The following is a 21285-nucleotide window of genomic DNA, read 5'->3' as shown; positions in this document are numbered from 1 at the left end:
GTCTGCTGCGCTTCAGCGATACGGCGTTGAAAACAAGCTCAAAATGCTCATGTACCACGTGTACATTCCGCTTTTTCGCTCGTTTTCGCCTTGTCTCGCCCTTGCTCGCGAGACTTTGAACAGGCTCTAAGGGCGGGCTCTCTTGATGTCGCTGGCTGAAACGGCGGGGCTTGGCGGGCGTCGCCCAAGGGCCCCGCCCGGCCAAACCATCCTGCCCAGCAAGCCTCAATCCGGAATCACCGCCGTCGCCTCGATCTGCACCTTGGCCCCCGGCACCATCAAAGACGCCACCTGGAACGCGCTCATCACCGGGAAATGGCCGATCAGCTCCCGGTAGGCGCGGCCCACTTCCCGGGCCTCGGCGAAATAAGCGTCGCGGTCGGACACATACCAGGTCAACCGCACCAGATGCTCCGGCCGCGCGCCGGCCTCGGCCAGGACCGCCACGATGTTCTTCAGGATCTGGATCGCCTGCTCGGCGTAGCCCGGCCCCACCAGCTTTTCTTCCGCGTCCCAGCCCAGCTGGCCGGAGGTGAACACCAGGGTGCCACGCGCGGCGATGCCGTTGGCGTAGCCGCGCGGGCGCGCCCATTCCGGCGGTTGCAGAATTTGCATCATGCCGCCGCCTCCTCCAGCAAGCCGCTCAAGGCCGCGCGCACGTCGGCCGGGGCGTCGATGGCGGCGCCGCTGTCCAGCGAGATGTGCACCAGCACCTGGCGGCAGCGCAGCCGCAGCTCGCCGTTGGCGTGGCCTTCGATGTCCAGGGTCAGCGAGCTGCCGCCCAACCGCGCCACGCGCAGCTGCAGCGTCAGCTGCTCGCCCTGGCGGGACGGGCGCAGGAATTCGCAGTCCAGCTTGACGATGGGCAGGCCCAGCCGGCGCGGGCCGATGAAGTCGGCGAAGCTGATGCCCAGCCCTTCGGTGAACCAGTCTTCCACCAGCCAGTTGCTCAGCACCAGGTATTGCGGAAAGTAAACGATGCCGGCCGGATCGCAGTGGGAGAAGCGGATCGGGTAGGCCTTGGAAAAATGGGGGTCTTGCATCTTGTCGCTTTCTTGGCGTGGGCGGCCATGGCCGCCCCTTGCGTGTGTCAGACGGGTTCGGCTTCCGCTTGCGCGGCGCGCTCCGCCAGCTTCAGATAATTGCCCAGCATGCTGAGCCCTTGTTCGGTCAGCACCGATTCCGGGTGGAACTGCAGGCCGTGAATGGGCAGGCTGCGGTGGCGCAGCGCCATGATCTCGCCCCGGCCGCCGTCGGCGCGCAGCGCCCAGGCGGTGGCGACCAGATCTTCCGGCAGCGCGTCCGCCACCAGCGAGTGATAGCGCGCCACCTTGAGGCCGTCGGCCAGGCCTTCGAACAGGCCCTCGCCGTCGTGATGGAGGCGCGACACTTTGCCGTGCAGCACTTCGTCGGCGCGGCGCACTTGCGCGCCGAAGGCGGCGGCGATGCACTGGTGGCCCAGGCAGATGCCGAGGATGGGCAGGCGGCCGGCGAAGCGGCGAATCGCCGCCAGCGACACCCCGGCCTCGGCGGGCGAACAGGGTCCGGGCGAGACGATCAGCGAGCGCGGCCGCAACGCTTCCATCTCCTCCAGGCTGATCTCGTCGTTGCGCCTCACCATGATGTCCGCGCCCAGCATGCCCAGGTACTGCACCACGTTGTAGGTGAAGGAATCGTAGTTATCGATCATCAAATGCATATCGCCTCCTCTTGCCGCGCCGCCGCCGCGGCCAGCTTGGCCGCCAGCAGCATCAACCGGCTTTTTTCCAGGGTTTCCTGCCATTCGCGCTCGGCCAGCGAGTCCTGCACCACGCCGGCGCCGGCCTGCACATGCAGCCGGCCGTCTTGCAGCACGCCGGTGCGTATGGTGATGGCCTGATCGGCGTTGCCGCGCCAGCCGATATAGCCGATGGAGCCGCCGTAGACGCCGCGCGAATGCGGCTCCAGCTCGGCGATCACTTCCAGCGCCCGCACCTTGGACGCGCCGCTGAGGGTGCCGGCCGGGAAGGTGCTCTTGAGCACGTCCAGCGCCTGCGCCTGTTGCGGCAGCTTGCCGGACACGGTGGAAACGATATGCATGACGTGGGAGAAGGGCTCCACGGTCAACAGTTCGTCCACTTGCACGCTGCCCAACTCGGCCAACCGGCCCAGGTCGTTGCGCGCCAGGTCCACCAGCATCATGTGTTCGGCGATTTCCTTGGGATCGGCCAGCAGTTCGCGGCGCAAATCCTGGTCTTCCGCCGCGTCCGCGCCGCGGCGGCGGGTGCCGGCCATGGGCCGGCTGGTGATCCGCTCGTCTTGCTGGCGGAACAACATCTCCGGCGAAGCGCCGACAATCTGGGCGTCGCCCAGATTGAGCAGGTAGCGATAGGGGGTTTCGCCCAGGCCGGACAGAGCCCGGTACAGCGTGGGCGCGTCGGCGGCGAAGGGCTGGCTCATGCGCTGGGACAACACCACCTGCATCACGTCGCCGGCGGCGATGTAGTCCTTGATCCGGCCCACCGCCTGCTGGAAGTCCTCGCGCGAAAAGGCGTAATCCAAGGCCGGGTCCGCCGTCGCGTCCGCGGCGAAAGCCGGCGGCGGCGCGGGCGGCTCCGCCAGCAGCGCGCGGGTTTGCTCGCACAACCGCAGCAGGCGCTGTTGGCCGCGCGCGTAGCCGGCCGCCTCGGTGGCTTCGTGGACGATGCAGTAGACGCTGGCCTGCTGGTGGTCCAACACCAGCAAGTCCAGGCTCAGCCATTGCAAGGCGTCCGGCAGCGCCAGCCCGGAGGGCTTGCGCGGCTGGCGGCGCAGCCGCGGCTCGATCAGGCGAGTGGTTTCGAAGCCGAAATAGCCGAACAGGCCGCCGGAAAACGGCGGCAAGGCGCTGAAGTGCGGCGCGCGCCAGCCTTGTTGCAGCTTGGCCAGTTCCGCCAGCGGGTCCGCGCACTCCAGCTCGCGCAGCAGTTGGCCGTCGCGCCAATGGCGCAGCCGGCCCTCGTCCAGCTCCACCCGCTCGCGGCAGGGCAGGCCGATCACCGAATAAGCGCGCTGAAACGCGCCGTCCCGCCAGTGACCGGTTTCAAACAGATAGTCCTGGCCCTGGTTGGCCAGCGCCTGGTACAGCGCCAGCGGGTCCGCGCCCGCCGGCAGCGGCAGGGTCCGCCACAGCGGCGCCAGGCTGAAGCCGTGGTCGCCGTAACGCAGAAAGTCCTCTTCGCTCAGCATACTTTTTCCTCCTTGCGCTCCGCCTGCTCCCGGGCGGCCAGCTGCGCCATCGCGCGCCGGTCCGGCTTGCCGTTCTTGTTCAGCGGGATCTCCTCCAGCGCCAGCACCAGCGCCGGGCGCTTATAGCTTTCCAGATGGGCTTCCAGCGTGGCGTGCACCAGGCGCGCCAGCGCCTCGCTGTCGTCGCCGGCGCGCAGAATCAGCGCCGGGCGGGCTTCGCCGTCGCGGTCCGGCGCGGCCACCACGTAGGCGTCGCCCAGTTCCGGCAGCAGCGCGGCCAGCAGGTTTTCGATTTCCACCGGCACCACCCAGCGGCCGAACACCTTGAAGCGGTCGTCCTCGCGGCCGTGGAAGCTCAGATAGCCGTGCTCGTCGCGGCTGAACAGATCGCCGGTGCGATACCAGCCGTCCTGGAAGCGCTCTTGCTCCTCCTGCGGACGCCGCCAGTAGCCCAGCGCGCGGCTGGGCGCCTTGACCAGCAGCACCCCGCATTCGCCGGCCGGCGCGTCCCGGCCGTCGGCGTCGACGATGCGCGCCTCCCAGCCCGGCAACATGCGGCCGACGCTGCCGGCGCGCAGCGCGTCCGGATAGCTGGTGGCGAACACATGGCACATTTCGGTGGCGCCGATGCCGTCGTGCAGATCGAAGCCGAAACGCTGACGCCAGCGCCGCGCCAAAGGCGCGGACAGCGGGGCGCCGGCGGAGAAGGCCAGCCGGATCGCCACGTCGGACGGCTCCAGGCCGTGTTCCAGCAGCAGCCGGTACAGGGTGGGCACGGCGAACAGCACGGTGGGGCGGAACTGGCGCAGCACGCCGGCCACGCGTTCGGCCGACGGCCAGGCGCCGTCCAGCACGCCGCAAGCGCCCAGATACAGCGGGAAGAACAGGCTGTTGCCCATGCCGTAGCCAAAGAAGGATTTGGGCGCCGAATACAACACGTCGTCCGCGCCCAGCCGCAACTGGCCGGCGGCGAAGTGCGAGCACACCGCCAGCATGGAGCGGGCGCTGTGCACCACGCCCTTGGCCTGGCCGGTGCTGCCGGAGGTGTATTGGATCAGCGCCGGCGCGTCTTCCGGCTGGCGCGCGAAATCGTCCCAATCGTCGTCGGGGCTGTCGCCGACCAACCATTCCAGATGAGCGCCGGCGTCCAGCAGCCGCAGCTTGGCCGCGGCCGGCCACACCGCGATCTGCGAGGACTGGCCCAGGCACAGCGCCGGAGCGGCGTCGGCCAGCAGATGGTGGAGCGAGGCGGCGTCCAGCCGCGGATTGGCCACCACCGGCAGCGCCCCCACCGCCAGCACGGCGTAGAAAGCCACCGCCAGCTCCGGGCCGTCGTCCAGCGCGATCAGCACGCGCTCGCCGGCGGCCACGCCTTCGGTTTGCAGCCAGGCGGCCTGGCGGCGCAGCGCGCGGTTGAGCTGGCGGTAGCTGAGGCTGAAGCCGGGGCCGACGAAGCAGAGCCGGTCGCTGTCCGGCCGGCTGGCGGCCAGGCGCTCGGCCAGATTGATCAGAGGCTCCGGAGCGGCCGCGTCCTGCGCCGGCCGCGCCGCCGCGCCGGAGGGCTGGGTCAGCGCGGCGATCAGCCGGTCGGTCAAAGCCAGAGCCTGGCGCGGGTTGAGGCGCGGGTCGCAGCTGCTGTGATAGGCGCGACCCAGGTCTTCCTCGGCCAGCGCCTCCGGTCCGCCCAGGCATTCGGTCACGTCCAGGGCGCTCAATTCCAGGTGCACGCCGCCGGCGTGGCTGCCGCAGTCGCGGTGGGCGGCGAGGAAGGCCTCCACCTCGGCCAGGATGTCTTCATAACGTCGGGTCTTCACGCCGTTGGCCGCTTGCACGCCGTTGCCGTGCATCGGGTCGCACAGCCACAACACGTGGCGGCCTTCCGCGCGCACCGCGTTCAGCAGTTCCGGCAGACGCTGGATCTGCGCCGCGCCGAAGCGGGTGATCAGGGTCAGCCGGCCGGCCTCGTTGTCCGGGTTCAGCGCGTCGATCAGGCGCAGCAGCTCGTCGCGCTCCATGCCGGGGCCCACTTTGACGCCCACGGGGTTGTTCACGCCGCGCAGGAATTCCACGTGCGCGCCGTCCAGTTGGCGGGTTCGTTCGCCCACCCACAGGAAGTGGCCGGAGCCGCAATACCAGTCGCCGCGCTCGTCCTGTTGCAGCTGGGCCTGTTCATAGGGCAGCAGCAGCGCCTCGTGGCTGACGTAGTAGCCGCTGTCGCGCGGCGCGGCCTCGCGGTCCAGGCCGCGCAGGTAGTTGAGGCTGGCGGCGGCGTGGAAATAGGCGGACTCCAGCCGCTGCGGGTCGTGGGCACGCGCGGCGGCGGCGAATTCCACGCCGTTGATGATGTCGCCGCGGTAGCTGGGCAAGCTCAGCCCGCCCAGCGCTTCTTGCTGCTGGCTGCGCGGCTTGGCGTACTGGCCGGCGATGCGGCCGATGCGCAGCACCGGGCGTTGCAGCGCCTGGCCCAGGTCCGCGGCCATGCGTTCCAGCAGGCGGTAGTGGCCGCCCAGCACGTCCGGCCGCAGGCCGGCGAAGCGCTCGGCGCAGTCGCCGGCCTGGATGACGAAGCCCTCGCCCCGCGCCACGCCGGCCAGCGCGGCGCGCAGCCGGCGGATTTCGGCGGAGGGCACCAGATTGGGATAGGCGCTCAGACGCGACAGCACGGCATGCAGCGCGGCGCCGTCGTCGTAATCGGGCATTTGCGTGTGCGGTTTCGCCTGCCAGCTGCTTGGGCTCCAGGCTTTGGATAGTGTCAGCATCGGGATCTCGTTTATCGGGTGCTGATTGGGAAAAGCCCGCCCGGCAAGAGCCGCTTGCGCCGGGCAAGGCTGGCGGGCCGCGCCGCCCGGGGGCGGGAGACGCGGCCGGGCTTCAGGCGCTCAGTTCCTCGCGCAGCGCGATGCCGCCCAGGTTCTGCAACAAGGGCGCGTTCTCGCAGGCCAGGTAGACGCACTCCTCCGCGCCGGTGTTGACGTGCTGGTGCTCGGCCCAGACCGGCACGTAGATGGCGTCGCCGGCGCGCCACGGCACCTGGCGGTCGCCGATGCGGGAATAGCCCTGGCCCTGGGTGACGTAGATCACCGTCTCGTAGTTGTGGCGGTGCAGGCGGGTGGCCTCGCCCTCTTCCAGCCGGCCTATGGTCAGGCTGATGGTGCGGCTGGGCAGATCGACGATGTGCACCTTGTGCTTGCGCTCGGAGGAGAAGGCCTGGTCGCCGCCCTGGCTGGCTGCCATCACCTGCTCGTGGCTCAGCCGCGCCGGCAACTGGGCCTGCAACTGGCTGGGCACGCGCCAGAAATCGGCGGAGGAGAAATGGCCGGCCGGGGCCGCGGCGGGCGCGGCGGCCGGCTGCGCCTGGCAATGCGCCCAGATGGCGTCGAACATCGCCACGCGGCGGGCGATCAGCTCGCGGCCCACGGCGATGGCTTGCTCGCGGCGCGCGTCCTGGTCCAGAGTCAGGCGCTGCATGATGGCCAGCATGGTCAGCGCGTGGTCTTCGTCTTCCTCGATGTGCAGGCTGAAGAACTCGGTGGCGTCCTCGCCAAAGCCGTGGTGTTGCAGCGCTTGCAGGATGGGGCGGTAGATCAGCGGCACGATGGCTTCCGCGCCCAGGCACATCGCGGCCAGGCCGGCCAGCGCGTCCGAGGACTGGCAGTGGCCCATCATGGTGTCCACCATCGCCAGGGTCTGCGGCAGCGGCGCGTGCGAGGCCGGCACCGCGCCCACCACGCGCAAGGTGCGCTGGAACATTTCGGCGTGGGTGATGGCGCTGCCGCCGTCCACGCCCATTTCCTCGCGCATGTTTTCCATCAGCGCCATCACGTCGGCCGGGTCGCTCAGCTGGCCCATCAGCGCGCACAGATAGCGGGTGAAGTGGCGCGAGTAATGACTGTGCTGAACCAGCAGGGTGCGCACGGCGGCCAGGCTGGCCTCATTGCGCTCCAGCGCTTGCAGCAGCGGGTGCTCCACCAGGCCCTGCAGGTCTTCTTCTTTCAGCCAGTCGGCCCAGATCAAGCTCATGCCTGCGATCAACGGGGTCTTGCTGCCGCTTTTTTCCAACAATGCTTCCATGTTCATCTCCCAATCGAAGTGTGCGGTTCGCGGCGCGGAAAGCGCCGCGGCGTCCAGGTGTTGCGGTGTTGCGAAATCAGGCCCGGGCAAAGCGCAGCGCCGGGTTGCGCCAGCTCAGGAACAGCAGCCCGGCAGCGGCGCAGGCGGCCGGGAACAGATACATGCCGGCCCAGCCCAAGCGGTGGATGGCGATACCGCCCAACCAGGAGCCCAGCGCGGCGCCGAAGAAGAAAACCGTCATGAACAAGCTGTTCAGCCGCGAGGCGGCGGCGGGGTCTATGCCCAGTACCCGGCCTTGGGCGATGGTCTGCACCGAACGCACGCCCAGATCGGTCACCATCAGGAAGGCCACGATCATCAGCACCTGGCTGCCCAGCCAGACGCCGGCCAGCGAGGTGGCGGCGATGGCGATGCCCAGCAGCGCGATCACGCCGTGCCAGTCCAACCGCCGTTGCAGGCGTTGCGCCAACCACGGCGCGCGCAGCGCGGCGATGGAGGTGAAGGCCAGCAGGCCGGTCTGGCCGGCGTTCCAGTTCAGGGTGGAATGGGTCAGCGAGGACAAATTGGCCCAGATGCCGTTGGAGGCGGCGAAGAAGCAGGCGGCCACCAGCGCCAGACGGCGCAGCTCCGGCAGCTTCAGCCACAGCGCGCCCTGCTGGCTCAGCATGCGGCCGTAGCGCAGCTGGCCGGCCAGCGGCACCTCGCCGATGCAGCCGCGCAGCGCCAGGCCGATGACGAAGGTCAGGCCGCCCACCACCAGATAAATGCCGCGCCAGCCGATATGTTCGCCGCCCCAGCCGGCCAGCACCCGCGCCAGCAGCAGGCCGGCGAACAAAGAAGTGAGCAAGCTGCCCACCACCCGCCCGCGCTGCTCCGCCGCCAGCGCCTTGGCGCTGTAGGCCAGCAACAGCTGGCCAGCGATGGACAGCAGGCCGGCCAGGCCGCACAGCAGCACCATCAGCCAAGGCGACGGGGCGATGCCCACCAGCAGCAGCACCACGCCCAGCGCCAGCATGGCGGCGGGGATCAGCCGGCGCGGCGCGATCATGTCGCCCAGCGGCAAGCCCAGGACCAGGCCGGCGCCGTAGCCGAACTGAGTGGCCACCGACAGCCCCCACAGCGAGTCCGCGGACAGGCCGAAGGAGACGGCGATCAGCTGCGTCATGGATTGGTGGTAGACCACCGCCGCCACGGAAAACCCGGTGGCCAGGCAATAGAGGGTCAGCGCCCAGCGGGACAGGGCGTTTTGAGAGGTCATGATGTGTGTCCTTAGGCGCGGATCAGTCGAATGACAGCGCCAGTGTTGAAGTCAGCGGGCGGCTGCGGCAGCTGAGCACATAGCCGGCGGCCACCTCCTCGGGCGCCAATGCGTGCGGCGCCTCCATATCCACTTCGCCGGCCAGCACCTGGCAGCGGCAGGTGGCGCAAACGCCGGCCTTGCAGGAATAGCGCGGCGTGACGCCGGCTTGCAGCAGCGCGTCCAAAAGGTTGTCCACCGGCGCGCCCAATTCCACCTGGCGCTGCATGCCGTCCATCCTCACCGTCACCCGCACCCGCTCCGGGCTGTCCGCCAACGCGCGCTCGGCGCGGGCCGGACCGGCGGCCAGGGCCGCGGCGTAGTGTTCGCTGCGGATGCGTTCCGGCGGCAGGCCACTCTCGCTCAGCGCCTGGCTCACCGCCGCCATCATGCCGGCCGGGCCGCAAACGTAAGCGTGGTCGATGGAGGCCGCCGGCAGGCAGCCGCGCAATAGCGCCAGGCAGCGCTCGCGGTCCAGTCGGCCGTTGAACAGCTCGATCTCCTGCTCTTCCGCGCTGAACAGATAGATCAGGGACAGCTGCGCCGGGTAGCGGTCCTTTAGCGTCGCCAGCGTTTCGCGGAACTGCAGCGAGGCCAGGTTGCGGTTGCAATAAACCAGGGTGAAGCGGCTGAGCGGTTCGCGCAGCAAGGTGGCCTGCAGGATAGACAACACCGGGGTGATGCCGCTGCCGGCGGCGAAGCCGGCGTAATGGCGGGCCGTTTCCGGCGCCGCCGGCAGGCCGAAGCGGCCGGACGGCGGCAAGGCTTCCAGCATCGCGCCCGGCCCCAGGCTGTCGTGCACCCATTGCGAGAAGCGGCCGCCGGCCACCCGCTTGATCGCCAGCTGCAGCTTGGGCGCGTCCGGCGCGTTGCACAGCGAATAACTGCGGCGCACTTCCTCGCCGTCCAGCCAGGCGCGCAGGGTCAGATGCTGGCCCGGCTCGTGGAGGAAGCGGTCGCGGTGTTCTTCCGACGGCTCCAGCGTCAACAGCAGGCTGTCCGGCGTGTCTCGCTGGATCTCGGTCAGCTGCAAGGGGTAAAACTGCGGCATGGCTGCTCCCTCATAAACTCTTGAAGTGCTCGAACGGATTGCGGCAGGCGTCGCACTGATACAGCGACTTGCAGGCGGTGCCGCCGAATTCGCCCTGCGGGCGGGTGGCGTCGGAACCGCAGCGCGGACAGGACACCCGCGGCGCGGCGGCGGCGACGAAGCTCAAGCGCTGCCAGCCCGGCTCCGCCGGCAAGGGCGGGGCGATGCCGGCGGCGCGCAGCTTGGACCGGCCGCTTTCGCTGAGCCAGTCCGTGCTCCAGGCCGGATGCAGCCGCGTTTCCAGCCGCACCGCCTCCACGCCCCGGTCTTGCAGGGTCTGGCGGATATTGCTGTCTATCTGCGCCTTGGCCGGGCAGCCGCTGTAGGTGGGCGTCACCACCACGCGCAGCGCGTCGTCCTCCCAGCGCACGTCGCGCACGATGCCCAGGTCCACGATGGAGACGTAGGGCATCTCCGGGTCCGGAATGCCGGCCAGCCATTCCCAGACGCGCTCGGTGCCGCTTTGCACCTCCAGGCCGTGCACCCGGCTCACCAGCCGGCTCCCGGATGGGCGCGGGTCAGAAACTGCATCTCCATCAGCAGGGCCACCAGCGCCTCGCCGTGCGCGCCGCGCTTGCCGCCGCTGACCGCCGGCGCCGCGCGCGGCGGCTCCAGCGTGGCCGCGGCCAGCACTTCGTTGACGTAGGCCAGCCATTCCGGGTACAGCGCGGCCAGGTCGCAGCCCACGCCCTGGGCCAGCATCGCCTGCTCCAGTTCGTCCATCTCGAACAATTCGCCCACGTAATGCCAGCAGCGCTCCAGCGCCAGCCGGCAGAATTCCCGGCTTTGCCGGCTGCCGTCGCCCAGCCTCACCACCCAGCCGCTGCTGCGGCGCAGGTGGTAAGTGGCCTCTTTCAACGCCTTGGCGGCGATGGCGGCCACTTCCGCGTCCGCCGAATCCGACAGCTCGCGCAGCAGCAGGCAATGCCAGCTGTCGAACAGGAACTGGCGCATCTGGGTGTCGGCGAAATTGCCGCGGGTCAGCTCCGCCAGCAGCACGTTGCGGAAGGCTTGGGCGTCGCGGCCGTAGGCCAGATCGTCCTCGCTCTGCGGCGGCGTCAGCCCGCGGCCGGCGGCGTCCAGCCACAGCCGCGCCTGGCCCAGCAAGTCCAACGCCACATTGCTCAGCGCCAGGTCTTCTTCCAGCGTGGGCGCGTGGCCGCACCATTCGCATAAGCGCTGCGACAGAATCAGCGCGTTGTCGCCCAGGCGCAGTAGGTATTCCGCGCGCAGGTTTTTCAATTCCGGATGCAGGGTCACAGGTGTTGCACTCCCTCTGGCACCTCGTAATAGGTGGCGTGGCGGAAGCCCTTGTCCGCCGCGGTCTCGAACCACGGCGCGCGCTCCACCTCGCCGCTGCTCACCAGGTCTTCGGCGGCCACCAGCCACAAGCTGACGAACTCGCCGCGGCGGGTGAACACGTCGCGCGCGTGCTGCAGCGCCATCGCCGCGTCGCTGGCCTGCACGCTGCCCACGTGGCGGTGCGCCACGCCGTTTTGGCTGCGCGCGAACACTTCCCAAAGCTTCCACTCATGCATCTCGTTCTCCTTGCGGCCCCGCCGCCAGCTTGACGGCGTGGCAGGCGGCGGCTTCGCGCACCCAGGCGCCCTCGTCCCAGGACCGGCGGCGGCTGGCGATGCGTTCGCGGTTGCACAGGCCCTGGCCCCGGATCACCCGGTTGAATTCGTCCCAGTCGATGCGGCCGATCTCGTAATGGCCGGTGTCCGGGTTGAAACGCAGATCCGGGTCCGGCACCGTCAGGCCCAGGTGCAGCACTTGCGGCACGGTCTGATCGACGAACTTCTGGCGCAGAGTGTCGTTGGAATACAGCTTGACGCCCCAGCGCATCGAGCGCTGCGAGTGCACCGAATCCTCGTCCGGCGGGCCGAACACCATCACCGTCGGCCACCACCAGCGGTTGAGCGCGTCCTGCGCCATCCGCCGCTGCGCCGGCGTGCCCTCCGCCAACCGCCGCACCAGATCAAAGCCCTGGCGGTGGTGGAAGCTCTCCTCCTGGCAGATGCGCACCATGGCGCGGGCGTAAGGGCCGTAGGAACAACGCGACAAGGGCACTTGGTTGACGATGGCGGCGCCGTCGGTCAGCCAGCCGATCATGCCGACGTCCGCCCAGCTCAAGGCCGGATAGTTGAAAATATTCAGATACTTGGCCTCGCCGGCCAGCAACTGTCCGTAAGCCTGCTCCCGGCTCAGGCCCAGGCTCTCCAGCGCGCTGTACAGATACTGGGCGTGGCCGGCCTCGTCCTGCACCTTGGCCAACAAAATGCATTTGCGGCTGAGGCTGGGCGCGCGGGTGATCCAGGCGCCCTCCGGCAACATGCCCACGTATTCGGAATGGGCGTGCTGCGCCATCTGCCGCTGCAAGGTGCGGCGGTAGGCCTCCGGCATCCAGTCCTGCGGCTCTATCTTTTCGCCGCCGTCTATCCGCTGTTGAAACGCCTGCTCCAGCGCTTCCAGATCGTCCGTCGTCTCCATCCCTCAGCCTCTCAGGTAATCCAGCAGGCTTTGCGGCTCCGCCGCCGCCTCCGGCTGACGGTCCAGGGACTGGTTCCAGCGCAGCGCGCTGAACACCTCGCGCAGGCCGTCGTCGTAATCGCGCTGCCAGCTCCAGAACTGCTCGCGCGCCACGCGCTTGAGCACCTTGCCGGTGGAGCCCACCGGCAAGGCGTAGTCGTCGCCGAGCACGCCCACGCACACGGTGTAGTCCGGCAGCGCGCCGCGGCCTTTGAACGGGAAGCAGTCCAGCGCCTGGCGCAGCACCTCGTCCGCGTCCAGCGCCGCGCCGGCCTTGCCGCGCGCCAGCACCAGCACCGCCTCTTCGCGCGTCGGCCCGCGCGAAACGCCGATCACGCTGACGTCGAACAGATCCGCATGGCTCAGCAAATGTTCTTCCAGCAGCAGGGTGTAGGCCGGCACGCCCAGCGGGGTCGGCACCGCGTCCACGATGCGGTCCAGATGGACGAACTCGCCGTTGTCCAGGCGCAGGCCAATGTCGCCGGTCAGCCAGTAGCCGTTCAGCGTGGTCAGCGCGGTCAGGTGCGGCTGGCCGTAATAACCCGGCGTCACCGTGGGCGAACGCACGCCGATATAGCCCGGCTGGCCGTCCGGCAACAACTCGCCCTGCGGAGTGAGCACATCGCAGCGCGCGTAGGACGCGGCCGCGCCCACGGTGCGCTTGCTGGCCACCTGCTCCGGCGTGGACACCTTGAAGAACTGCGACATGCCCAGCTCGGACGCGCCGAACATATCGGTGAAGCGGCCTCGCGGCGCCAGGCGCAGCAGTTGGCGGATATGCGCCTCGTGCGCGGTGTCGCCGGTGTTGTAATAGCGGCGCACCGAGTCGAAATAGCCATCCGGCAAGTTCAGTTCCGCGAAGGAGGCGTAAGTCTGGGAAAACGCGGTGACGATGGTGGGCTGGAAGCTGGCGATCAGATTGGCCGCCACTTGGCCGGTTTGCGTCGCCAGCGCCAACGCCGGCAATTGCAGCATGGTGGCCGTCATCAGATAGCTGACGCCGGCCGCGTGGGTGGGCGGCATCGCGGTGGCCAGCTTGTCCTCGTCTTGCTCGACAAAGCCGCGCAGACGCTCGCGCTTGCCGTTGAAGAACTGCGCGTGGCCAAACAGCACCGCCTTGGGAATGCCGGTGGTGCCGGAGCTGTGGCACACCATCACGATGTCCTCGTCCTTCACCGTCGCCGGCCAGCCGGAAGCCGGCAGCGGCGCCAACGCCACCGCCGCGCCGGCGTTGAAGCCCGCGTCCAGCGCGGTAAGGCCGCGCAGCGCGCCGGCCAGGTCCCAACGCGCGTCGGTTTCCTTGTCGTAGACGAACACGTCGAAGCGGTTGCGCTGCGCGTACAGCGCCGCGATGTCCGCGCGCAGATGGCCGTTGATCAGCACCGGCACGCAGCCCAGGCTGCCCAGCGCCAGGAAGTGCAGGAAGGACGGAATGCCGTCGCCCAGGAACAAGCAGACATGCCGCCCCGCCTGGATGCCCTGCTGGCGGTACCAGGCCGCCAGATCGCTCACCAGCTGGAACAGGCTGTCCAGGGAAAAGGACTGATAGGCGTTGCCGCGCGGGCCGATAAAAGGCTTTTCCAGGAACAGATAGTCTTCCCGGCTGCCGTCGTAGGCGGCGTGAGCCTTGAACAGGAAATTGCCGGCGCCCAGTTCCGGATCGTTGAACAGCGCGTCCCAGGCTTGCTTTTTAATCAGGTGGTCCATGTCGGTGTGTGTCTGCTGGCGTTGGTTTAGCCCGCCGCTTGCGGCCAGGCGGGTGGGTGGACTTTCTGCGAGCCCGCTCACGCTCTCGCGAGCGGGCCCTTGGTCAGGCGCTTACTGACGCATGCCGACGGCGAGCCGGTTCATGCCGTTCATCAGCGCGATGGCGAAGGTCAGATCGGAAATCTCCTGATCGCTGAAATGCGCTTTCAGCGGCAGATAGGCGGCGTCGTCGGCATGGCTTTCAACGACATAAGTCAGCGCCTCCGCCCATTCCAGCGCGGCCTTCTCGCGCTCGCTGAACTGGGCGCTGACGCGCCAGCCGGCCAGTTCCGCCAGACGACGGTCGCTCTCCTCGCGCTCGCGCAGGGCCTTGGTGTGCATGTTCAGGCAGAAGGAACAACCGTTGATCTGGGACACGCGCAGATAGATCAGCTCGATCAGCGGCAGGCCCAGCACGCTCTTTTCCAGGCCCTGCTTCACCAGGCGGAAACCCTGCAGCAGTTCCGGGGACAATTCGTAATAAGCAAGACGCAAGCTACTCATGATCAACACTCCTAAATTTGGATAAGGACAGGAAGCGGGCGCGGCCCGGCCGCGCCCGGAAACTTCAAGCGCGGCGCGCGCCCGGCGCAGCTTCCAGCGAGCTGGCCAGGTACACCAGCGCGGCGCAGGCGGCGCAGGTGAGCACGCTGAAATTCAGCGACAGCTTCAGGCTCTGGAACGCGGCCATGCTCAAGGCGAACACCAACAGCAGCGCTGCGCTGATCCAGGCGGAAGCGCGCAGTTGAACGCCCAGCAGCAGGGTCACGCCCAACACCGCCTCAAGCGCGTTCACCGCCCAGGCCAGCACCGGAATCAGGCCGGCCGGCGCCCACGGGCACAGCTTGGCCACATGGCGATAGAAGTTTTCCATCGTTCCCCAGGACACCCCCAGTTCGCCCATATGGCCCCAGAAGCCGAAGCGATCCGCCACCGCCGACAAAAACGCCGCCGCCAATGCGAACCGGGCCAACAGCAACACCGCCTTCCAGGCGCTTTCCTTTTGCATGCCTAAACCTCCCAATCGATATGGATGCCAACAAGCGGCGGCGCGCCGTCTTGTTATGCAACATGGATTGCACTGTAATAGACATACTCGATAGGCATAAGGGACAAGAATGAATTTTCCGACCATGACAAAGCGCATGACGGTATTTGGAAACCGGAAAGACGTTGCGCGGATCGCCTGACGCCAAACGGCGCAAGCCATTGAAAAGGAAATGAGATATATGAAAACAAGATCGCGCGGACAGGAACCGAGCCCAGATCCGCGCCGCAGGGACATGACCCCCTCGCCGCCCGGCAGGCATGACCCCGTCCGCGCCGCCGCCTGTCCGGACGGACAACCTGGCTCGGCAAAAACACCCTTTACCCGCCGCCCCCGCCGCGCTTAAATGACAGGCTTATCCACAACGAAGAACCGCCGACAACACCTCGCGGAGAAGCTGAGCCAAGACGCGCCGACGCAGAAAACGAAGTTTCTGCGAAGCTACAGCACCCGTCGTACGACAAAAAGGCGGACGCAGGATCAGGGGTTTTGTTCGTGGATCCAAAGGCACACACCATGCGCCGCTTCCTGCTCCCCCTCCTCGCCGCCGGCCTGACCCTAGCCGGCGCCGCCCAAGCCAAAACCCTGAATTTCTCCGGCTACGTCTGGGAAGTCCGCAGCCAAAGCCAAAGCGGCCCCGGCCCCAACGACTGGGACGAGAACAACGCCTGGGTGGACGCCCAAGGCCGGCTCCATCTCAAGATCGCCCAACGCGGCGGCAAGTGGAGCAGCGCCGAGGCCTATCTGCCGCAGCGGCTGGGCTTTGGCCGCTACCAGTTCAAGCTGATAGGCCGGCCGGACCTGTTCGACGACAACATCGTGCTGGGCCTGTTCAACTACCCGACGCCGGACGTGGGCCCGGACGCCAGCAATGAAATCGACATCGAATTCGCCCGCTGGGGCAACCGGCAAAACCCGATGGGCAACTACACCGTCTACCCGGCCGTACCCGGCCCCAAGCCCACCTCCTACGCCTTTGAACCGCACCTCAACGGCGACTACAGCACCCACCGCTTCAACTGGAACGCCAGCCGGGTGCTCTACCAATCGCTGCACGGCCACCAGGACGGCGACCTGTATGAAATGGCGCGCTGGAACTTCGCCCCGACGGACCCCACGCGCTTGGTGCCCCAGCAGCCGCTGCCGCCCCATATCAATCTATGGCTGTTCCAGGGACGGCCGCCCAAGGACGGCAAGGAAGTGGAGATCGTGATCAAGGAGTTCTCCTTCATCCCGGCCGCCGCCAAATAAGCACGCAGCGGCATTTTCGCGGCGATAACGACAAAACCCGGCCTGGCGGCCGGGTTTCTCACTGAATACAAGATTCGTTAAAGCTTGATCATGGCCAAGCGCTTAGGCCAATAACGCTCCAGCAAGGCGAACAGGATGGCCGCGGTTTCCACATCCATCACCCCGCGGTAATCGCCGGCGCGGAAATGCATCTGGAAGGCGCGCACCAGGGCGGTAAAGCCGGCGTCGCCGCCCGCCGCCGCCTCGTAGCCGTAATGCTTGAACGCCTCCAGCATCTTCTCCCGGCTGGGCAAGCCCTGCTGCTGGAACCGCCGCGCGTACTGGCACTGCGTCTCCGCCTCCGGCCACGCGCCCACCCCGGCCTGATGCAGCTCCCGCCACGGGAACATCGGCCCCGGATCGCTCTTGCGGCCCACGGCGATGTCGGAATGGCCCAGCACGTTCACCGGGCTGATGTCCGGATAGCGCGCCAGAATATTCCGCGCCAATTCCGTCACCGCCTCCACCTGCTGCGGGTGAAAAGGCGGAAACGCCATGCCGCCCTTCTCCTCCCGCGCCAGATTGACGATTTCCACGCCGATGGACGAATCGTTCAGATTACTGCGGCCATCCCAGGCACTGGCGCCGGCATGCCAGGCGCGGTCGTTCTCGTCCACCAGATTGAACAGATTCATCTGCTTGAAGCCAGCCTGCTGATAGCTGGGATCGCTGGGGTCCGGCGCCAGATAATGCGCGCTCACCTGGCCGGAACCGGTCAGCGCCTTGATGGAGCCGGCGAAGTCCAGCGCGGTGTAATGCAGGATCAGGAAGCGGACGCGTTTGTTGAAGCCTTGGACCGAGCGATAGGTATTGAACAGGATGGGCGTCATGAAAAATCTCCAGGAGGGGAATGGGAAGGGATGCGGCCGGCCAGACAGCCGGCACATAGAGTCTGAGTCCTCCCAGCCGCAGGGGTTCGGCGGTGGTGACGGACGTCAGTTCAACGCGAGCGGGCCGCGACCCGCTGCAAAATCGGCGTCAATCGCGTCGCCCGCCCAGCGGCCGCCCAGTCTTGGCATTCAGACTTTTGGCCGCGGCCAGCTGGCTCATCAGGGCCTCCAACGGTTTTTCCGGCGGCACATTGGCCTTGAACGCTTCCAGCCACTTGAGCTTGCCGTCCCAGGCCGGTAGCGGGGCCGGCGGCAGCGGCACGATCTCGTCCAGTTCCAGCACTTTGGGGTGGGCGTAGGAGTAGTCGCTTAACACACCCATAATGAGTAGATAACGTCGCCGCCGCTCATCGTCCTGTTTTAGCCCCAGATCATCCCACTGTTTATTATCTTCAGTGATGGGACCAAAAGCATTTCCCAAATTCAACGCAGAAGTTGCATCCCCCGATCTGATAGCCAACTGGAAAAATTTTACTGCTTCAGAATTAGTTTCACCCTGCATTTGAACTGCATACTCCTTCGCAGCCTTTCCATGCCCCTGCTCACCAGCACACTTCAGCATTTGGGTTCCAATAGCAAAGGGGCCTGGCTGCGCGATCGTCAAACCCGTCAGCTTGTCTCCCACCAGATACTGCGCTTCCGGGCTGCCCAAGTCCGCCGCCTTGCGGTAGTAGCGGTTGGCCAGCTCTTCGTCCTGCTTCACACCGTAGCCGGCCTTCAGGTAGCGCCCCATATCGTAGTAGCCGCCGGGAATGCCGCGGTCTATCAGTTCCTGGGTCAGGTCCAGCGTTTCCTTGACCGGGTCGTCGCTGCGCGCCGTACCCCGCCCTATCATGTCGCGCAGCTCCAGATTGGCCTTGTAATGGCCGTGAGCCGTGGCGATGCGGTAATAACGCTCCATCTCCGGGAAACGCAGCGGGTCTTCCTTCTCGATCTGATTCTTCTGCAACCAGCGAGCGTAGCGATATAACTGCTCCACTTCCGGGGCCAAGGCCGGCAGGTGGTCTTTCTCATATACGCAGTTGAAGGCCAGCCTGGCTTCGACTGCTTTCAAATCAGGCACGGAACGCTCCTTGGCGCCGCAGGCGGCCAGAGCCCCCAACAGCGACAAGGCGTACAGCGTTTTAACCATGCTTGCCGTTCAGCGGCCGCCCGGTCTTAGGGTCCAGGCCCTTGGCCGCGGCCAACTGGCTCATCAAGGCTTCCGACGGTTTTTCCGGCGGCACATTGGCCTTGAACGCCTCCAGCCACTTCAGCTTGCCGTCCCAGGCCGGCAGCGGAGCCGGCGGCAGCGGCACAATCTCGTCCAATTCCGGTACCTTGGGGTGGGCGTAGGAGTAGTCGCTGAGAACATCGCCGATGATCTTGTAACGACGACTACGCTCATCATCCTGCCCTAAGCCCAGATCCTTCCATTTCAAACTCGGGTCTTTGTTTGAACTGAAACCATCTTCCAGATTTAAAGCCGCCGTCTCATCTCCCCCTTGAGTACCAAGCTGCAGGTATTTAACTGCTTCAGACAATTTTTTTTCAAGACGTAACTGGGTACCATATTCAAGTGCAGCTTTTCCATGCCCCTGTTCCGCCGCACACTTCTTCATCTGATTGCCAATAGCAAAGGGTCCTGGTTGCGCGATCGTCAAACCCGTCAGCTTGTCTCCCACCAGATACTGCGCTTCCGGGCTGCCCAGGTCCGCCGCCTTGCGGTAGTAGCGGTTGGCCAGCTCCTCGTCCTGTTTCACCCCGTAGCCGGCCTTCAGATAGCGCCCCATATCGTAGTAGCCGCCGGGAATGCCGCGGTCTATCAGCTCCTGGGTCAGGTCCAGCGTTTCCTTGACCGGGTCCTCACTGCGCGCCGTGCCCCGCCCTATCATGTCGCGCAGCTCCAGATTGGCCTTGTAATGGCCGTGAGCGGTGGCGATGCGGTAATAACGCTCCATCTCCGGGAAGCGCAGCGGGTCTTCCTTCTCAATCTGGTTCTTCTGCAACCAGCGGGCGTAGCGGTATAACTGCTCCGCTTCCGGGGCCAAGGCCGGCAAATGGTCTTTCTCATACGCGCAGCTGAAGGCCAGCTTGGCTTCAACTTCTTTCAAATCAGGCACGGAACGCTCCTTGGCGCCGCCGCCGCAGGCGGCCAGGCTCAGGGTCAGAATCAGGGTCAGAAATGCGGGCTTAATCACTATTGCTCCGGGCAGGGTCTGTACGCAAAAACTCGCGAAGAGGCGCGACTGGGGGCAAAGAGTTGCTAAAGGCAGCCTTGTTTTCATTCAAGATATCTCGCCATTTTTTAAAAGCTAGCTTTGCTGGTGCCTCCCTATCCATCCTATCCGGATTTGCCCCAGACCAACTATTAGTATGCCTCCCCCACAACTCCTGACGTAGCGGCTTGGAAATTTCCGGCCGGTCCAGCGCAATGTTCAACTCGCTGTCCACCTGCATGCTGCGGGTGTTGATATTGGCCGAGCCCAGCGTCAGAAAAGCGTCGTTGATAATCATCAGCTTGGCGTGGATGTAAGTTTCAGCCCATGCCCCCCCAGGGGAGTCCGGCGCCACGATGGAGCAAATATGGGTTTTGAGCCCGGGCTGCTCTACCGCTGCAATGGGGGCGTCCGGCTTTTGGGCGGCCTCGTACTCCTTTTCCATACGCTCGCGATAAGCCGTGGCGTCTGCCTCCGCTTCCTTGATCTTGTTTTTGAGCTTTGCCGGCGCCATGACGTTCAAGGCGCTCACCACTTTGGCCTCTCGTTCCGCCTGCTTGGCCTGGCCCAGCCTGGCCTCCACATCATCCGCCTTTTCCTGGCGCGCCACGCCGGGAATCGTATCGGCGCGCCCCAGGCTGTCCAGCATCCGGTAGGTGTTGACCGTGCCGGCGCCCACGCCGGCGTCGCTGGTATTGGTGATCACGAACAGATAGATAGGGTAAGGGCGGCCGGCCTGCTTCTGCGCCTTGGCCACATCCTTGATCTTTTCCGCCAGCGGCGGCCAGCGGAAATACTGGTTTTCGATGAAGATGTAGGAGGTGACATTGTTGACCGCCTTCAGATACAGCTTCTTGATGTCCTGTTTCTTGTATTCCGGCTGGGTGCGCAGCAGCTGCACCATGGCGGCCTTATTGGCCTGCCCATCCACCCGCGGCGCATAACTGCCGAAACCGCAGCCGGGCAACGGCAGGTCTTCCTTGGTTTCGTCGCGCCAGGCGCGGCGGAAATTGTGGAATAGATCGCCCACCGCCGGGCCGGTGATCAGGCTGGAAAAATCCTCGCGCGGCCCCACCGTGCCGTTGCGGCCCAGATTGGGCGCTTTGGGCTTGGCGCTGTGGGCATTGGTGTCCCAGTACTCGTCCAACATATTGTGGCCCATGACGAAACCGACATGGGCTTGCGCGTCGTCGTAATCCACCAGCACCATTTTCTGGTGATGGCTGGGGCCTATCGCCAAGGCGGTCTTGGTTCTTTTCTTCAAGCCCTTGTCGTCGTAATCCTGCGTTGCAATATGAGTGCGGGTATAAGGGCCAAAGCCGCGGCTGCGGAAATGCAGGTATTTACTGGGGATATCCTTGTGAAATCTGTCCCGCACAATCTTGTCCGAGGCGCCGGCCGCCGGCTGGTCCTCGTCATACCAGGAATACCACTGCGAATCGTATTTATACTGCTCCGGGGTTTCATAGCCCGGCTTGTCCTTAATCCCCACACTCCAGCGGCCCGGGGTTTGCGACTCATCCACCGTGGCGCCGGTGCTGTTGACGTACATGCCGGCCGGCTTGGAAGCGAAACACAGCACCCGCACCTGCACGCCCTGCTTGGCCTTATGCTCCAGCAGCTTGCCTATCTGCGCCGGCACGGCTTCCGCGATGTCCGCGTACTTCACCATGTCCGCGCCCTTGCGGACAAAGTACATGGACGGCTGAAAGCCCCAGCAGATGATGCTGACGTTTTTCTTGGCCTTGGCGATGACGTAATGCACCGAGGCAAACGCCGCCTCGCCGTTGACCAGGGGCTGGAAGCTGCCCTCATGGGGCGCGTATTCGCTGGTCTGCAAAAACCAGGGCAGGGTCAAATTGGCCCGTAGCGGCTCTTTGACGCAGATCGGGGAGACTATCGTGTTCGCGCTCATT

Annotated in this window: 20 protein-coding genes; 1 reads left to right on the top strand and 19 read right to left on the bottom strand. The window is 66.2% G+C overall.

What is annotated here, in order from left to right; genetic code table 11:
- Positions 1 to 225: 225 nt before the first annotated feature.
- The 15 genes from HA052_RS07965 to HA052_RS07890 all read right to left on the bottom strand — a co-directional run bounded on the left by HA052_RS07965 (position 226) and on the right by HA052_RS07890 (position 14952).
- Entirely contained in the window at positions 226 to 618 is a 393-nt protein-coding gene (locus HA052_RS07965; protein WP_081549478.1) for a RidA family protein, read from the bottom strand.
- Complete coding sequence (locus HA052_RS07960) at positions 615 to 1043, bottom strand: acyl-CoA thioesterase (RefSeq protein ID WP_166451512.1); 429 nt, start codon at positions 1041 to 1043, stop codon at positions 615 to 617. Before HA052_RS07960 ends, HA052_RS07965 begins: the two co-directional genes overlap by 4 nt.
- A gap of 47 nt (positions 1044 to 1090) precedes the next feature.
- Entirely contained in the window at positions 1091 to 1699 is a 609-nt protein-coding gene (locus tag HA052_RS07955; RefSeq protein WP_166451511.1) for an anthranilate synthase component II, read from the bottom strand.
- Positions 1690 to 3207 (bottom strand): anthranilate synthase component I family protein, encoded by a 1518-nt coding sequence (locus HA052_RS07950; protein ID WP_166451510.1) that lies wholly within the window; start codon positions 3205 to 3207, stop codon positions 1690 to 1692. Before HA052_RS07950 ends, HA052_RS07955 begins: the two co-directional genes overlap by 10 nt.
- Positions 3201 to 5966: a 3-deoxy-7-phosphoheptulonate synthase gene (locus HA052_RS27360; protein WP_206118819.1), complete on the bottom strand. Its 2766-nt coding sequence runs from the start codon at positions 5964 to 5966 to the stop codon at positions 3201 to 3203. The genes HA052_RS07950 and HA052_RS27360 overlap by 7 nt, the downstream gene beginning before the upstream one ends.
- A 112-nt stretch (positions 5967 to 6078) precedes the next feature.
- Positions 6079 to 7278 carry an iron-containing redox enzyme family protein gene (locus tag HA052_RS27355; RefSeq protein ID WP_206118818.1) on the bottom strand — a complete coding sequence of 400 codons (1200 nt, stop codon included), beginning with the start codon at positions 7276 to 7278 and terminating at the stop codon, positions 6079 to 6081.
- Between the two features lie 76 nt (positions 7279 to 7354).
- On the bottom strand, positions 7355 to 8536 hold the full coding sequence (locus HA052_RS07930; RefSeq protein ID WP_081549467.1) for an MFS transporter: 1182 nt from the start codon (positions 8534 to 8536) through the stop codon (positions 7355 to 7357).
- 22 nt (positions 8537 to 8558) lie between these two features.
- Complete coding sequence (locus tag HA052_RS07925; RefSeq protein ID WP_166451509.1) at positions 8559 to 9626, bottom strand: 2Fe-2S iron-sulfur cluster-binding protein; 1068 nt, start codon at positions 9624 to 9626, stop codon at positions 8559 to 8561.
- Between the two features lie 10 nt (positions 9627 to 9636).
- On the bottom strand, positions 9637 to 10158 hold the full coding sequence (gene paaD, locus HA052_RS07920) for a 1,2-phenylacetyl-CoA epoxidase subunit PaaD (protein ID WP_206118817.1): 522 nt from the start codon (positions 10156 to 10158) through the stop codon (positions 9637 to 9639).
- Positions 10155 to 10925 (bottom strand): 1,2-phenylacetyl-CoA epoxidase subunit PaaC, encoded by a 771-nt coding sequence (gene paaC / locus HA052_RS07915; RefSeq protein ID WP_166451508.1) that lies wholly within the window; start codon positions 10923 to 10925, stop codon positions 10155 to 10157. Before paaC ends, paaD begins: the two co-directional genes overlap by 4 nt.
- Positions 10922 to 11203 (bottom strand): 1,2-phenylacetyl-CoA epoxidase subunit PaaB, encoded by a 282-nt coding sequence (gene paaB, locus HA052_RS07910; RefSeq protein ID WP_019104274.1) that lies wholly within the window; start codon positions 11201 to 11203, stop codon positions 10922 to 10924. The genes paaC and paaB overlap by 4 nt, the downstream gene beginning before the upstream one ends.
- The gene (gene paaA, locus HA052_RS07905; RefSeq protein WP_166451507.1) at positions 11196 to 12158 is read right to left on the bottom strand and encodes a 1,2-phenylacetyl-CoA epoxidase subunit PaaA; all 963 of its coding nucleotides are present in this window, start codon (positions 12156 to 12158) and stop codon (positions 11196 to 11198) included. The genes paaB and paaA overlap by 8 nt, the downstream gene beginning before the upstream one ends.
- 3 nt (positions 12159 to 12161) lie before the next feature.
- A complete protein-coding gene (locus tag HA052_RS07900) occupies positions 12162 to 13904 on the bottom strand; it encodes a class I adenylate-forming enzyme family protein (RefSeq protein ID WP_166451506.1) in 1743 nt (580 codons plus the stop codon).
- A 111-nt stretch (positions 13905 to 14015) separates the two neighbouring features.
- Positions 14016 to 14447, bottom strand: a complete 432-nt coding sequence (locus HA052_RS07895) for a carboxymuconolactone decarboxylase family protein (protein ID WP_081549457.1) — start codon at positions 14445 to 14447, stop codon at positions 14016 to 14018.
- Positions 14448 to 14511: 64 nt separating this feature from the next.
- The gene (locus tag HA052_RS07890) at positions 14512 to 14952 is read right to left on the bottom strand and encodes a MauE/DoxX family redox-associated membrane protein (RefSeq protein ID WP_052052126.1); all 441 of its coding nucleotides are present in this window, start codon (positions 14950 to 14952) and stop codon (positions 14512 to 14514) included.
- Positions 14953 to 15486: 534 nt separating this feature from the next.
- On the opposite strand from HA052_RS07890, the gene HA052_RS07885 reads away from it, so the two are divergent.
- Positions 15487 to 16242, top strand: a complete 756-nt coding sequence (locus tag HA052_RS07885) for a glycoside hydrolase family 16 protein (RefSeq protein WP_346774547.1) — start codon at positions 15487 to 15489, stop codon at positions 16240 to 16242.
- Between the two features lie 77 nt (positions 16243 to 16319).
- Here HA052_RS07885 and HA052_RS07880 read toward each other — a convergent pair whose 3' ends face one another.
- The 4 genes from HA052_RS07880 to HA052_RS07865 all read right to left on the bottom strand — a co-directional run bounded on the left by HA052_RS07880 (position 16320) and on the right by HA052_RS07865 (position 21284).
- Positions 16320 to 17111, bottom strand: coding sequence for an N-acetylmuramoyl-L-alanine amidase (locus HA052_RS07880; protein ID WP_166451505.1), 792 nt, complete (start codon positions 17109 to 17111; stop codon positions 16320 to 16322).
- A 148-nt stretch (positions 17112 to 17259) separates the two neighbouring features.
- On the bottom strand, positions 17260 to 18234 hold the full coding sequence (locus HA052_RS07875) for a DUF6396 domain-containing protein (protein WP_166451504.1): 975 nt from the start codon (positions 18232 to 18234) through the stop codon (positions 17260 to 17262).
- 61 nt (positions 18235 to 18295) lie between these two features.
- The gene (locus HA052_RS28145; protein WP_166451503.1) at positions 18296 to 19351 is read right to left on the bottom strand and encodes a DUF6396 domain-containing protein; all 1056 of its coding nucleotides are present in this window, start codon (positions 19349 to 19351) and stop codon (positions 18296 to 18298) included.
- Entirely contained in the window at positions 19344 to 21284 is a 1941-nt protein-coding gene (locus tag HA052_RS07865; protein WP_166451502.1) for a phospholipase D-like domain-containing protein, read from the bottom strand. Before HA052_RS07865 ends, HA052_RS28145 begins: the two co-directional genes overlap by 8 nt.
- Position 21285: the final 1 nt, after the last annotated feature.

Source organism: Chromobacterium fluminis (genome assembly GCF_011602385.1).
Taxonomy (GTDB): Bacteria; Pseudomonadota; Gammaproteobacteria; order Burkholderiales; family Chromobacteriaceae; genus Chromobacterium; species Chromobacterium fluminis.
The sequence above is the reverse complement of the archived record's forward strand: the minus strand, read 5'-3'. Positions and strand labels throughout refer to the sequence as shown.

Coding starts and splice junctions, on each gene's coding strand:
- HA052_RS07960 (WP_166451512.1), bottom strand. CDS start 1,043: ATGCAAGACCCCCATTTTTCCAAGGCCTACCCGATCCGCTTCTCCCAC.
- HA052_RS07865 (WP_166451502.1), bottom strand. CDS start 21,284: ATGAGCGCGAACACGATAGTCTCCCCGATCTGCGTCAAAGAGCCGCTA.
- HA052_RS07955 (WP_166451511.1), bottom strand. CDS start 1,699: ATGCATTTGATGATCGATAACTACGATTCCTTCACCTACAACGTGGTG.
- paaA (WP_166451507.1), bottom strand. CDS start 12,158: ATGGAGACGACGGACGATCTGGAAGCGCTGGAGCAGGCGTTTCAACAG.
- HA052_RS27360 (WP_206118819.1), bottom strand. CDS start 5,966: ATGCTGACACTATCCAAAGCCTGGAGCCCAAGCAGCTGGCAGGCGAAA.
- HA052_RS27355 (WP_206118818.1), bottom strand. CDS start 7,278: ATGGAAGCATTGTTGGAAAAAAGCGGCAGCAAGACCCCGTTGATCGCA.
- HA052_RS07880 (WP_166451505.1), bottom strand. CDS start 17,111: ATGACGCCCATCCTGTTCAATACCTATCGCTCGGTCCAAGGCTTCAAC.
- paaB (WP_019104274.1), bottom strand. CDS start 11,203: ATGCATGAGTGGAAGCTTTGGGAAGTGTTCGCGCGCAGCCAAAACGGC.
- HA052_RS07950 (WP_166451510.1), bottom strand. CDS start 3,207: ATGCTGAGCGAAGAGGACTTTCTGCGTTACGGCGACCACGGCTTCAGC.
- HA052_RS07895 (WP_081549457.1), bottom strand. CDS start 14,447: ATGAGTAGCTTGCGTCTTGCTTATTACGAATTGTCCCCGGAACTGCTG.
- HA052_RS07925 (WP_166451509.1), bottom strand. CDS start 9,626: ATGCCGCAGTTTTACCCCTTGCAGCTGACCGAGATCCAGCGAGACACG.
- HA052_RS07900 (WP_166451506.1), bottom strand. CDS start 13,904: ATGGACCACCTGATTAAAAAGCAAGCCTGGGACGCGCTGTTCAACGAT.
- HA052_RS07890 (WP_052052126.1), bottom strand. CDS start 14,952: ATGCAAAAGGAAAGCGCCTGGAAGGCGGTGTTGCTGTTGGCCCGGTTC.
- HA052_RS07930 (WP_081549467.1), bottom strand. CDS start 8,536: ATGACCTCTCAAAACGCCCTGTCCCGCTGGGCGCTGACCCTCTATTGC.
- HA052_RS07965 (WP_081549478.1), bottom strand. CDS start 618: ATGATGCAAATTCTGCAACCGCCGGAATGGGCGCGCCCGCGCGGCTAC.